Source organism: Arthrobacter sp. MPF02 (genome assembly GCF_046605375.1).
Lineage (GTDB): Bacteria > Actinomycetota > Actinomycetes > Actinomycetales > Micrococcaceae > Arthrobacter.
Genome location: NZ_CP176772.1, coordinates 1,059,486 through 1,071,968, shown reverse-complemented (window position 1 = coordinate 1,071,968; position 12,483 = coordinate 1,059,486). Strand labels below are relative to the sequence as shown.

Below are 12,483 nucleotides of genomic sequence, written 5' to 3'. Positions count from 1 at the left end.
GGTCCGTCATTTCATCTAAAATCCGCCAGTAGCGATACCACATGTTTCAAATTTTCTGTGACGTTTCTTTTGGCACTGATCACTTGCAGGACAGCAAAGATTACCGCTACGGCTGAGGTATTGGCCCCAATGTCAGGCCCAGCACTCAGGTTCATGATCTCTAATTCGATTCGTTCTGGCTGCGTCTGGAGTCGCTCTGTTCCTGCATAGCCTCAATGCGCCACCGCAGCAGCCGCGGCGAACACATCTGCCGGCATCGGCCGGTGCAGCTTCCAGGTGATCGCGATCGGCTTCGCACCGGCGTGCTGGACGTAATCAACCGGGCCAAGGCACGCATAGGGAACGGTCAGGCCGGTCTCGTCCTCGGCAGCGTCACGAGTAAAAAGAAGGATATGGGACTCGTGTTTCAGCCGGTCCAGGTAGCGCTGTCCCGTCGGGCTCGTCGGGGACGTTGCGTTTTGCGATTCCCAGTGAAACAGTTCCGGGCTGATGGCGTAGTCTCTGTACATTGTGGTCGCGGAGTGCTTTTTGTCGTCCTTGTTCAGGGTGACGAAGAAGGCGTCAGTGGACGTCGCCGGGCACCATGCAACGCCCTCGCGGTGCTGGACGTTCTTGCCCTGCTCCAGCGAACCGTATTGCAATGCGGCTAGAACCTCCTCGCGCCGGTAGGTGGCGTGGGACAGCAGCGGTATGTGCTGCAGCCCTGCGCCAACGCTCTTCGCAGCATGCTTCGAGGCGGACACTCCCAGCTTCACCACCTGGCGGATCTCGCGGCAGACAAACTGGTAGCTGCGCAGGTGGTCCAGCCCGTCGTCGTACGTTGTGAATCCTCCGCCGTCATCCCACAGCGTGTAGAAAAGCATCCGCGCGAAAGCCTGTTCGCGCATACCGAGCTCCGCATAACGGGGCGCGTCGGGGGCAACCAGCATGGAATAGGCGGCGGCACGTTCCGGATCGTCCACGTGTATCAATGCGGCCATGCGGCCCAGCAGCTTCTTTTCCTCCGCGTCCGACAGTTCCTCGAGCTTCCCCCGCAGCACGGTCTCAAGGGGTGAAAGCCCCTCGATCAGCCCGGCCTGCCGGAGGTAGCCGGTCCATGAGTCCCTGGTGGAGCGGTAGATCCTTTTCATGTCATTCCCCGACCGCTCCAGATAGGCCTCCAGCTCCGTCTCGGCGTACGAGGCGATGTCCCGGACCAGCTGTGCCCGGTTGAACCGCAGCCGTGCCTTGATGTTGTCCAGGACCACCTTCTGCGCCACCCGGTCCAGCACGATCTGCGAGCCGGACGGCAGGTACGGGAACTCGTCCTCGACAGCTTTCTCCAGTTCCTTGCGGCCGTAGCCGGTCAGTGCCCGATAGCGCAGATCAAAGCGGAACTCACGGCGTTGCTGGCCGATGAAGTCCAGGACCGTCAGCACCGCTTTGCCCTCGGCGCGGCGCAGCCCGCGTCCCAGCTGCTGGAGGAAGACAGTGGCGCTCTGCGTGGGCCGGAGCAGCAGGATGGTGTCCACCTGCGGCAGGTCCAGACCTTCGTTGAAAAGGTCGACGGCGAAGATGCAGTTGATCTCCCGCTTGCCCAGGCGCCGGAGGGATTCCTCGCGGTCAGCATTGTCAGTGGTGCCGTCGACGGCGACGGAGGCAATGCCGGCCCTATTGAACACCTCGGCCATGTAGCGGGCGTGCTGCACCGAGACACAGAAGCCGATGGCCCGCATGTGGTCGGTGCTGGTGACCTTGTCGCGGAGTTCGCGAATCACCTTGGCGGCGCGGGCGTCGTTGCCCGTATAGAGGGCGCTCAGCTGGGTGGTGTCGTAATTGCCACGCTTCCACTCCAACTGGCTCAGGTCGACGTCATCGGAGACGCCGAAGTAGTGGAACGGGACCAGCAGGTCAGCGTCCAGAGCGTCCCAGAGCCTAAGCTCGCTGGCGGTCCGGCCATCGAAGAACTGCTTGGCGACGTCGACGCCGTCGCCCCGTTCGGGGGTCGCCGTGAGTCCGAGGAGCTGCTGCGGTTTCAGATGGTCCAGCAGGCGGTGGTACGTGGGCGCCATCGCGTGGTGGAACTCGTCGATGACGACGACGTCGAAGAAATCCGGCTCCAGCTGCTCGATGCCGAGGGAAGACAGCGACTGGACGGACGCGAAGATGTGCTTCCACTCCCGCGGCTTATGGTCCCCCACGTAGAGCTCACCGAAGGCGCCGTCCTTCATGACGTCACGGTAGGTGCGCAGCGCTTGCTTGAGGATCTCCTGCCGGTGAGCCACGAAGAGCAGCTTTAGGTCTCTGCCGGTGGCTTCGCAGAGCCGCTTGTAGTCCAGAGCGGCGATGACTGTTTTGCCGGTGCCCGTGGCGGCGACCAGGAGGTTGTGGTTGAAACCCTTGAGCCGCTCCGCTTCCAGGTCCTCCAGCATCTCCTCCTGGTGGAGGAACGGCTGAACCTCAAGACCGGTGGCGGCGTCCGGGGCCGCTGTGCGGCGGCCGCCGTTGCGCTCAAGGGCAGCGTCCAGCTTGTCACCGTCGCGCTCCGGATCGTAGCTCTGGAAAGTCCGCTGCTCCCAGTAGCTGTCGAAGGTGACCTGAAATTTCTGCAAGAGGGCGGGCGTTGCGATGGAACTAAGGCGAACGTTCCATTCCAGCCCGTCGAGGAGAGCAGCCTGGCTCAGGTTTGAGCTGCCGACGTACGCGGTATCGAATCCGGTGTTCCGGCGGAACAGCCAGGCCTTGGCATGCAATCGAGTTGCCTGCGTTTCGTAGCTGATCTTTACCTCGGCCCCGTACCGGTTGACGAGCTCGTCAATGGCGCGGCGTTCGGTAGCACCCATGTAGGTGGTGGTGATTACCCGAAGCTTGGCGCCGCGTTCCTTCAGTTGTTCAAGGGCCGGCTCCAAGAGCCTGAGGCCGGTCCAACGGACAAAGGCGCAGAGAAGGTCCACCGTGTCGGCGGACCCGATTTCCGCGCGGAGCTCCGCGGCGAGGTTGGGCTCGTCCTTGCCGTTGGTGAGAAGCGCGGAGTCGGACAACCTGGTGGTGGGCCGGCGGAGTTTCCGGCGCTTGAGAGTGCCCAGTCTGTGGAGCGATTGCAGCTGGCTGGGGCCCGGGGCGATTCGATCAACGGCGTCCAGTTCCTGAAGCAGCCTGTTCGTCAAGGCGACACGATCGACTGGCTTGGCTGCTGCTAAGGTACGCCGGGCAGCATCCGCGACGTGGCGGGAGAGGATGTCCGGGGAATCTTCGTCCTCGATGTTTGCGAAGACTGGCTGAAGTTCTTGCTCTTGACTCAGACGAGTGCCGAGCACGTGCGTGCTCAGAAGTTCATACAAGCCCTCTGGCAGCTGTTCCGCTGCCCCTCCCCCACTGGAATCACTCACTTCGCCAGGGTATTAGGTTGCGACCTACAGGGAAAACTCTATCCTTGCTGTTGGGATTCTGGGCTGGGTGCGATGCATAAAGAACAATGCTGCTATCGAAACGCTTCCAGCGCAGAAACAGTGGAGCTTCAAGGGAGTCGCGGTGTTACCAGATATCTTGGCAGAAAACCTCAAGGCCGTAATTGTTGGTACAGCTATCGGAGAAGCGTCAGCTTCTCGGGGTCACTACTATGCTGGCCTCGGCAACGACTTTTGGAAACTCCTCCACCAATCTGGGCTAACGCCTACTTTGCTGTGGCCCGAAGATAACCACACATTGCCGTTCTACCGCATTGGTCTGTCAGACCTGAATAAGACCTTGTCGCAGTCGCATGATCGCGGTCTTCACTTCGATGCAACAGGCCTCCTGGAACGGATGCTGGGAATGCAACCAGACTGGGTTGCCTTCCACGGTAAGACTGCTGCCCACGCGTATGCTCGCGCCTTCGATTACCCGCGTCCAGGGTTGGGCCGGCAGGCGTGGAAAGTGGGGTTGAGCGACGTCTTTGTTCTACCTCAGTCTTCAGGTGCCAATAGACGGAACGACTACGACGGGCGCCCTTCGAGGCTTCTGTGGTGGAGGGAATTTGCTGAACTTATTCACTGTGAAAGCTAGATGTTGCCGCTTCTTTACCTCCTCTGATCCTGCAACACCTCGTGAGTCGGGAGCATCGAAGCAAGAAGTCTTGTCGCCTGCGGGAGTATCGACTGGCTCTATCCCCTTGCTGATTACCCGTCCGCTCATCCTCGACAAAACCGACAGCAAGTCCCTGCCGCACCCGTCCGGCAGGCTGAAGAAGAAAAACCTTCCTTCAGTCCGGGGCGTGATACCAATCGAGCCAAGCGTTGGCGTCGGCGACACGACGCTGGTTTTCGGGATCCGACTTCCACTCCGCGCGCTTACGGCAAAGATGGCACGTTACGTCATTCGGATTGTCGGAAGTGAGTTGCGGGTTGCTAGCACCGCACGGATAAAATCCGCTGTGGCTTTCGAGATGAACCTTGTACACGCGCGCCATGCCTCCATGCTCGTCTAGGTTCTCAGCCCAGTCCTGTCCATACCGGGCCGCATGTTTGCGATTCTCGCGCCGAAAAATATCATAAACATGTTATCGGCAAAAGTGAGGAAATCATGGGGCGTACACCAGGCGCGACAAACCGCAGCCCGCGCGAGATCAAGAAGGATGGGATGTTTTCCATCGCGCTGGCCAAACTCAAAGAGCAGAATGCAGCGCTGAGAAAAGAAAACGCTGCCCTCAAGAAGGCCTCGAAGAAGAAGTAGTTCACACGAGGGTCCCTGTTTGCAGCTATTCGACGCGCTAGCGGGGCTTCGCATAGCTTGGCGCCGCCACAGGCGTGCCTGTCTGGTGGCAACAACAGGAGATTGAGTCCGCGTATCGTTGTCAGGCTTCATCCTCAATATCCTGGCGATGGAACGGAATGGCGCAAATGTCAGGATCACCTCGACAACGCCAGATCCTGACAAACACGCCACGAGCTCCACCCACATTGGAAGAGCGCGCCCAGCAAGACCGGACGCGCTCTTCTTGTGTCTTGAACCTATTAAGTGGTTGCGGTAGCTGATTCAGTCGATGAGCACCGGCTGCTTGTCACCATTCGAGGAGTCGACAAGCGGCCGTGCGTCTCGCTTGCGGCGGTTCAGCCAGCACGACACCGCCAGCAGTGCCACGAGCCCGAAGGTGCTCAGGAGCTGGGGCCGGGAACCGTCGCCAATGAAGCCCACTGTGAAGATCGCCGCCAGGATGAGCAGGCCGAGGCCCGTCAGCCACGGGAATCCCGGCATCCGCAGCGGAAGGTTGACTCCCTCGCGGTCAGCGCGCAGACGCAGCGCGAGCTGCGCCAGGAGCGCGGACGTCCATACCAGCAGGCACGTCGATCCGACGACGTTGAGCAGAACGCCAAGGACCATCTCGGGGAACATCAGCTCCAGCACCACGGTGACAACGCCGAAGATGACGCTGGCGAGGACAGCCACCACCGGAACCCGGGCTTTCGACACGGAGGCAAGCCACCGCGGCGCCTCACCGCGCTCGGCCAGGGAGTACACCATCCGGGAGGCGCCGTAGAGGTTGGCGTTGAGCGCTGAAAGCAGTGCTGCGACGGCCACCAGGGTGATGGCGGTGGCCGCGCCGGGCATCCCGGCGGCGTCCAGAACGGCGGCGAACGGGCTCTTGAGTCCCTCAGAACCCACGGGAAACACGGCCGCGATCACGAAGATCGCACCGATGTAGAAGACCAGGATGCGCCACAGCACCGTGCGAACCGCCTTCTTTACGCTGCGGGCCGGCTCGGCGGTCTCAGCTGCGGCCACGGACACGATCTCGGTGCCGCCGAACGCGAACGCCACCACAAACAGCGCCGTCGCAATCCCGCCGAAGCCGCTGGGGGCGAAGCCCTCCCCCATGAAGTTGGCAAGACGCGGCGACTGCACGCCGGGAATCAAGCCGAACAGCAGGGCAAAGCCCACCAGCAGGAACCCGACAATTGCCGCCACCTTGAGCAGGGCGAACCAGAACTCGAACTCGCCGAAGTTCTTCACGCTGGTCAGGTTGACGGCGGTGAGCACCACGATGAACACCAGGGCCATCAGCCACACCGGCAGGGCCGGGAAGATCGTGGCCAGCAGGCCCGCCGCCCCAAGTGCTTCGGCGGCGATGACCACCACGAGCTGGATCCACCAGAGCCAGCCGACTGTGGCCCCGGCGACCGGACCGTAGGCCTTGGCGGTGTAGACGGAGAAGGCGCCGCTGTCCGGGTTGGCGGCGGCCATCTCGCCGAGCGCCCACATCACCAGGATGATGAGCGTGCCGGCCACGAGGTAGGAGATCAGCACCGCCGGGCCGGCTGCCTGGATGCCCGCGCCGGAGCCGATGAACAGGCCCGCTCCGATGGCGCTGCCGAGCCCCATCATGGTGAGCTGGCGGGGTTTCAGAGCGGCGCCGAGGGCGCGGTCAGACGTCGTTGTCTGGTGTTCCATGGGGAGTCCTCTGGTTGTAGTGGAACGGTGTGGTAGAAGATCAGAGAGATGCCAAGGGCACGTGGGCTGCGAGGAGCCTGAGCACGCGGTTGTTGGAGTCGGGGTCGGCCACGGTGATCCGCACGCCGTCGCCCTGGTAGGCCCGGACCAGGATGCCCGCGGCGTCGAACGCGTCCACGAGCCGGGCCAGCAGCTGGTCGTCGGCGCGGATCCACAGGAAGTTGCCCTGGCTCGGCTGCAGCTTCCAGCCCTGGGCTTCCAGCTCCCCAGCCATCCGGACGCGCTCCTGCTTGACGGCGGAAACCCGCGCTGCCATCTCCTCCCCCGCGTCCAGTGACGCGACGGCCGCCTTCTGCGCCAGCGCGCTCACGGCAAATGGCACAGCGGTGCGGCGCAGACCTTCGGCGATTGCCGCCGTCGTAATGGCATACCCGACGCGCAAGCCGGCAAGCCCGTAGGCCTTGGAGAAGGTGCGCAGGATGCAGACGTTCGGGTACCGGCGGTAGAGCGCCAGGGAATCGGGGCCGCTGCCGGCGTCGGCGTACTCCACGTAGGCCTCGTCGATCACCACCAGGACGTCGGAGCGGACGGACTGCAGGAAGGCCTCGAGCCGGTCGTGGCTGATCGGCACGCCGGTGGGGTTGTTGGGCGTGCAGAGCAGGATGACTTTGGTGCGGCCGGTGACGGCGGCGGCCATGGCGTCGAGGTCGTGGCCCTCGGCGTCGTCCAGCGGGACGCGGACCGGCCGGGCGCCCGCCAGCTCCACCAAGATGGGGTAGGCCTCGAAGGAGCGCCACCCGAAGACCACCTCGTCCCCGGCGTCGCACAGCCCGGTGATGATCTGCTGCAGGACGCCCACGCTGCCGGGCCCCACCGCAACCTCCGCAGCGGTGACGCCCAGCTGCCGGGCGAGCCGTTCGCGGAGTTCGACGGCGGCCATGTCCGGGTAGCGGTTCATCCTGCCGGCCGCCTCGGCCACCGCGGCGGTGGCTGCGGGCAGCGGCTCGTAGTGGCTTTCGTTGCTGGCGAGGGCGGCCATGTCCGCGCCGGCGCTCCTGCGGCCCGGGACGTATGCGGGCAGCCCGGTGACGGCGCTGCGAAGGGTGGGCAGCGAGGTCACTGGTTCGGCCAGGAGTTGATCGGGGCTCATGACGTCCGATCATGGAAGTGACCGGGGCCACACTGCAAGATAAGCTCTGGTGCTTGGGACTTCTGCTCAACTTCTACTATCTGTGGTGAAAATATGACCATCGCGAACTCTCGCACCCTCGATTCACTCGACGGCAGGATCATCCTTGCCCTCGACAAGGACCCCGAAGCCAGCGCCCTGGCACTCTCCCGGACGCTCGGCGTCGCCCGCAATACCGTCCACGCCCGGCTGGCGCGGCTGGAGCGCAGCGGCGCGCTCCGCTCCTTCAGCCGAAGGCTGGACCCCGCCGCACTGGGCTACGAGCTGATGGCCTTCCTCTCCCTGGAAATCAGCCAGACGCGGTTCAGCTCGGTGGAAAGCGGGCTCGCCGCGATCCCGGAGGTCATCGAGGTGCACGCCACCACCGGCGACGCGGACCTCATGGCCAAGGTGGTGGCCCGCGGCACCGCCGACCTCTACCGCATCACCAACCAGATCCTGGAGATTGACGGGATCCAGCGGACCAGCACCGCCATCTCGGTCATGGAACTCATGCCGCCCCGGTACGACGGCCTCATCAGCCGGCTCTCCGAGCAGGAGGGGCGCCCCTCGGCCTAATCTTAGGTTGCGCGCCGAGGCACCGCGGCAAAGCTCGCATGTCGAAACGGGACCACGATTGTCACACTTAGTACACAAGCACGGGTATGCCCCCATGTCACCACCAACCCTCGTCAGTACGATCAACGTTTCAGATACCGCCCTCCCGCAGCAACCACACAGAAAATGAAGGTCAGTACTTATACCCTAAGTTATGACATTCGTCAAGATCCCGGCTTGGATATTTCACGGTTCCGTGCTTAGCTCTGTGCACCAGCATTTACGAAGACAGGGTGAAGCCAGTGGATACCAATGACGGAGCACCGCTCCCAACATCGCTTGCGGAGGTTCGTCCCGACCTTCTCGCTGAGTGGGACTACCGCTCCAACGACATGGACCCGCGGTTTGTCGGTCACCAGTCCCGCAAGTCGGCAACCTGGATCTGCGCCGAGGGGCACGCGTACAAGCAGACGATAGACGCAAGGGTACTTTTTGACCGGGGATGCAAGATCTGTTCCGGCAGCGTTGCCATCCCGGGCGTGACCGATTTTGGAACAGAACATCCCCATCTGCTACCGGAATGGGACGTTGCAGCCAACACCGGCGTCGACCGACATTGCATTCCTTCCCTGTCACGGAAACGGGTCTCTTGGATCTGCGCGCAAGGGCACCGATGGGAGGCGATAATACGCATGAGGACCGTGGAGGGACGAGGTTGCCCCGCATGCATCAACCGTCGGCTCGAGACGGGATTCAATGATCTTGCCACCGTCGATCCAGACAATGCCGCATTGTGGGACCACTCGCGCAACGGAAAGTTGACGCCTGAGACTGTGCGAAGCGGCTCTATCGCGATCGTGCATTGGATATGCACCGAGAGGCACACGTGGAGTTCCAAAGTCACTAATCGGGTGAAAGGCGGAAAGGGATGCCCCTTCTGCAATAACCGAGCACCATGGCCAGGCTTCAACGATCTGGCGACGACGTTTCCACACATTGCCGCGGAATGGGATTATGAGCGGAATGCTCAAGGACCGTCCGACGTCCTACCCGGAGGCGCAAAGCCTGTCTGGTGGGTCTGCGAAGGCGGGCATCAGTGGGAGGCGTCTCCTCGTCACCGCACCCGGCGCGGTGCGCCGGGCTGCTCAAGGTGCAAGGCGGATGCGCGGGCCGCCGCAGCCGCAGCCAGGCCGCCAAAGACGCGTGGCACCCTGATGCTCGCCGACCACAGGCCGGACCTAGTCACACAGTGGCATCCGACGCTGAATGACCGCAGTCCGGCCGAAGTTCCCGTTGGGTCCAGTTATGTCGCGACGTGGTACGGCTGCGATCGCAACCCAGAGCATACCTGGCAGTACGAGGTAAAGGCCAGGGTCAGGCTTAAAACTGATCCATATGCCTGCGGCGTCTGCAATGGGGCTTTTGCAGTAGGTGTTAATGACCTGGCCACGACACACCCGTCAATCGCGCGTCAGTGGGTTTCCGCGCCGGGCGGAGCTACTCCGGAAGCCGTCCAGGCCAACAGCCAGCTCGAAGTCGAGTGGACTGGATGCCCAACAAATCCTCTTCATGTATGGCACGCCCGCGTTGTCAGTCGAACCAAATATGCAACAGGTTGCAAGGTTTGCACGGGCCAGGAAGTACAAAAAGGCGTGAATGACTTGGCAACACTTGAACCGGAACTGGCTTCGCAATGGCATCTCACGCTGAACGCCCAAGGACCGGACCAATTCACCAGGGTGGCAGAGGCAAAGGTGTGGTGGCGGTGTGAATACGGCCACGACTGGGAAACCAAGATTTGCAGCCGCACCTATTCCGGCAGCGGATGCAGTGTCTGCAGCAACCTGGTTGTCCTGAAGGGGTTCAACGATCTGGCCACGACACACCCACATCTCGTGGATGAATGGGACGCTGCCGCCAATGACATGACTCCGGACAGCGTCGTCTTCGGTTCCAACTACAAAGCCAGTTGGGTCTGCGCCCGGGGGCATTCATGGATGGCGAAGGTTGCCACCCGGACAGGGGGTTACAAGTCCGGTTGTCCCGTCTGCGGCACCACCACGTCGAAGCCGGAGGAGGTCATGCGGGTTGCCCTCGGCATCTGCACGCCTTCGGTGGCCCTGTTGGAATCGCACTGCTTGCTCCCGTTGCCTTGGCGTAAACGCAAGCATCTCCGAGTCGACTCCGCCGGATTCCTCGCCTCTGATCCCTCGATGCCCTTCGTTTGTGAATATGACGGTGCCTACTTTCACCGACGCGAAGACGATGTCAAACGAGATATCGAGAAGACCGTCATCTTGCTCGATGCCGGTTACACTGTCGTACGCATCCGGGAACAGGCCAAAAACCTTCCCCTGCCGGCGCTGCCCCTGCAACACCCGCGGCTTCTGCAAATCGACTTCAAGGTGCCGTACGGAGCGGCAGCCCAAAACCAAATGGATGAAGTCATGAAGGGTACCGCCCAAAGGATCGAGGAGTGGGTACTCGCTAACACCTCAGAGGCACGGCATCGCGGTTAATCTTCAGGGTCGGTAAGACTTCAACCGGGTGGAAGCACTCGCCGCGCTGGGCTACGAGCTGATGGCCTTCCTCTCGCTGGAAATCAGCCAGGCGCGGTTCAGCTCGGTGGAAAGCTGGCTCGCCGCGATCCCGGAGGTCATCGAGGTGCACGCCACCACCGGCGACGCGGACCTCATGGCCAAGGTGGTGGCCCGCGGCACCGCCGACCTCTACCGCATCACCAACCAGATCCTGGAGATCGACGGGATCCAGCGGACCAGCACCGCCATCTCGGTCATGGAACTCATGCCGCCCCGGTACGACGGCCTCATCAGCCGGCTTTCCGAGCAGGAGTCCCGCAGGGCGGACGGACCACGGGTGGCGCACCCCACAAGCGATTAGCAACTCGACAGGTGCGGAATTCAGGACCTGCTTTGGTAGCTGCCCAAGACCTTGCGGACGACGGCACGGTCTGCCACTGGGTTACGGATCATCCGCTTCGATTTCACAACGAAGACGGACTTCTCGATCACCACAAGCTGCAACCCCTACTCGCGGATGAGCTGGCGCTTGCGCTCGTCATACAGGCGACGCTGTTCGCCGCGATTCATCCCGGATACGGTCTGACGCCTGTCGAAGAACGGAGACGGTCTCGAATGTTGCTCTTCCTGAAACTCGACGACGAGCTCGAAGGAGGGCCAGAAGCTGTCTACAGGAAGCTTGGTGCCAAGAGGGCGAGAAGGGGAAGGATCGCCACGGAGCCAGTCGAAGGTCATTTGGCGACAGCCGCTAGCCCCGAGGATCTCGTCGCAGAGATCAAGCACATAGTGTTCGTCGGATGCAGCGCGATCTGCCATAGGGCAATATTTCCAGTTCGTGGCAGTTTAGGTCGAAACCAGTTCCGCGGACTAACGTCGACGGTTCTCATGTGCCTCATCCCGGCCGCTCATCGAGCACTTGAGCTGGGTTACCGCTTCCCCGCCGCACAGCCAGATATCATCCGGACATGACTGACCTGCAACTACTCCTGAAGGCCATTGCCCGGGATCTGGGAGATCCAACCACCTGGAGTGCCCCAGTTGAATTCCCCAACTCCCTCGCACTTTGTGCCTTGAACTCTGCCTACTCCCTGCGCGCAACCTCCGCATCTGCCAAGAACGTCCTCGCCCGATACCGCGCGGTACGCCCAACCGCAGACTCGGATAGCGGACCTGATCTTCTGCAGGCAATGGATGACGTGGGCGGGCCTAGCAATTTCGCCGGCGGGATTTTGTGCAATGACAGCAAACTCCCCGGGACCACACGTCTGCGTACTGAGGGCATTTATGAGGGCCTGACCCGGCTCGCGGCCCTGGACGCCGCGGTGACAAGTGCAAAAGACCTTCGGGCCGCCGCGGTGGATGGCATCGCTTCTGCAAAGAACGCGTGGTGCTCTGTCATCGGCTTCGGCCCGCTTTCCTGGTCGTACCTGCTAATGAACGCTGGCGTCGGCACCGAGACCAAGCCGGACGTTATGGTGCAGCGCTATCTCGCCAGGGCTCTCGGCGAAGACCACATGCTCACACCAGCACGGGCGCGGCAACTCCTCGAACTCGCAGCCGCCGAGCTTGCCGTAGAACCGCGAGCCCTGGACCGGGCAATATGGCTCCACGAGAGTCCCTCATCGCCGAATGGCTAAGGCTGCAGATTCTCGTCGCAGGGCAGACTGTTGGAGTTGAGGCACGGAGGTGACTCGCCTGCCTTTTAGGTGAGCGTGCGGCGTCAGTGACCATTTCTCATGCTTGGATGAAGCGCGCGTGATGCGCGCCACTGCTAGGCGTTTTGTCACTCCTTCTCCCGTCTCCTGCCAAAAA

Annotated in this window: 9 protein-coding genes and 2 pseudogenes; 7 read left to right on the top strand and 4 right to left on the bottom strand. The window is 62.2% G+C overall.

Translation table 11 applies throughout. The features are described from left to right. Positions 1 to 212: 212 nt before the first annotated feature. Positions 213 to 3,332 carry a DUF3427 domain-containing protein gene (locus tag ACLH0K_RS05125; protein ID WP_411376409.1) on the bottom strand — a complete coding sequence of 1,040 codons (3,120 nt, stop codon included), beginning with the start codon at positions 3,330 to 3,332 and terminating at the stop codon, positions 213 to 215. A 103-nt stretch (positions 3,333 to 3,435) separates the two neighbouring features. Between ACLH0K_RS05125 and ACLH0K_RS05120 the strand changes: the two genes are divergently transcribed. Together ACLH0K_RS05120 and ACLH0K_RS05115 are read left to right on the top strand one after the other, a co-directional pair. Further along, a complete protein-coding gene (locus tag ACLH0K_RS05120) occupies positions 3,436 to 4,023 on the top strand; it encodes a mismatch-specific DNA-glycosylase (RefSeq protein ID WP_411375749.1) in 588 nt (195 codons plus the stop codon). A gap of 516 nt (positions 4,024 to 4,539) precedes the next feature. Further along, a complete protein-coding gene (locus tag ACLH0K_RS05115) occupies positions 4,540 to 4,689 on the top strand; it encodes a hypothetical protein (RefSeq protein WP_411375748.1) in 150 nt (49 codons plus the stop codon). Between the two features lie 303 nt (positions 4,690 to 4,992). Here ACLH0K_RS05115 and ACLH0K_RS05110 read toward each other — a convergent pair whose 3' ends face one another. Continuing rightward, complete coding sequence (locus tag ACLH0K_RS05110; RefSeq protein WP_411375747.1) at positions 4,993 to 6,405, bottom strand: amino acid permease; 1,413 nt, start codon at positions 6,403 to 6,405, stop codon at positions 4,993 to 4,995. 40 nt (positions 6,406 to 6,445) lie between these two features. Then, positions 6,446 to 7,555, bottom strand: a complete 1,110-nt coding sequence (gene hisC, locus ACLH0K_RS05105; protein WP_411375746.1) for a histidinol-phosphate transaminase — start codon at positions 7,553 to 7,555, stop codon at positions 6,446 to 6,448. A 93-nt stretch (positions 7,556 to 7,648) separates the two neighbouring features. On the opposite strand from hisC, the gene ACLH0K_RS05100 reads away from it, so the two are divergent. The 4 genes and pseudogenes from ACLH0K_RS05100 to ACLH0K_RS05085 form a co-directional block, all read left to right on the top strand. Beyond that, positions 7,649 to 8,152, top strand: coding sequence for an Lrp/AsnC family transcriptional regulator (locus ACLH0K_RS05100; protein WP_411375745.1), 504 nt, complete (start codon positions 7,649 to 7,651; stop codon positions 8,150 to 8,152). Positions 8,153 to 8,523: 371 nt separating this feature from the next. After that, positions 8,524 to 9,699 (top strand): annotated as a pseudogene (locus ACLH0K_RS05095) (zinc-ribbon domain-containing protein); the annotation flags it as partial. 84 nt (positions 9,700 to 9,783) lie between these two features. Further along, the gene (locus tag ACLH0K_RS05090; RefSeq protein ID WP_411376408.1) at positions 9,784 to 10,650 is read left to right on the top strand and encodes a zinc-ribbon domain-containing protein; all 867 of its coding nucleotides are present in this window, start codon (positions 9,784 to 9,786) and stop codon (positions 10,648 to 10,650) included. A gap of 34 nt (positions 10,651 to 10,684) precedes the next feature. Then, positions 10,685 to 11,032 (top strand): annotated as a pseudogene (locus tag ACLH0K_RS05085) (Lrp/AsnC family transcriptional regulator); the annotation flags it as partial. A 146-nt stretch (positions 11,033 to 11,178) separates the two neighbouring features. Here ACLH0K_RS05085 and ACLH0K_RS05080 read toward each other — a convergent pair. After that, the gene (locus tag ACLH0K_RS05080; protein WP_411375744.1) at positions 11,179 to 11,487 is read right to left on the bottom strand and encodes a hypothetical protein; all 309 of its coding nucleotides are present in this window, start codon (positions 11,485 to 11,487) and stop codon (positions 11,179 to 11,181) included. A gap of 149 nt (positions 11,488 to 11,636) precedes the next feature. Here ACLH0K_RS05080 and ACLH0K_RS05075 point away from each other — a divergent pair, with 149 nt between their 5' ends. Beyond that, positions 11,637 to 12,308 carry a hypothetical protein gene (locus tag ACLH0K_RS05075; protein WP_411375743.1) on the top strand — a complete coding sequence of 224 codons (672 nt, stop codon included), beginning with the start codon at positions 11,637 to 11,639 and terminating at the stop codon, positions 12,306 to 12,308. Positions 12,309 to 12,483 lie beyond the last annotated feature (175 nt).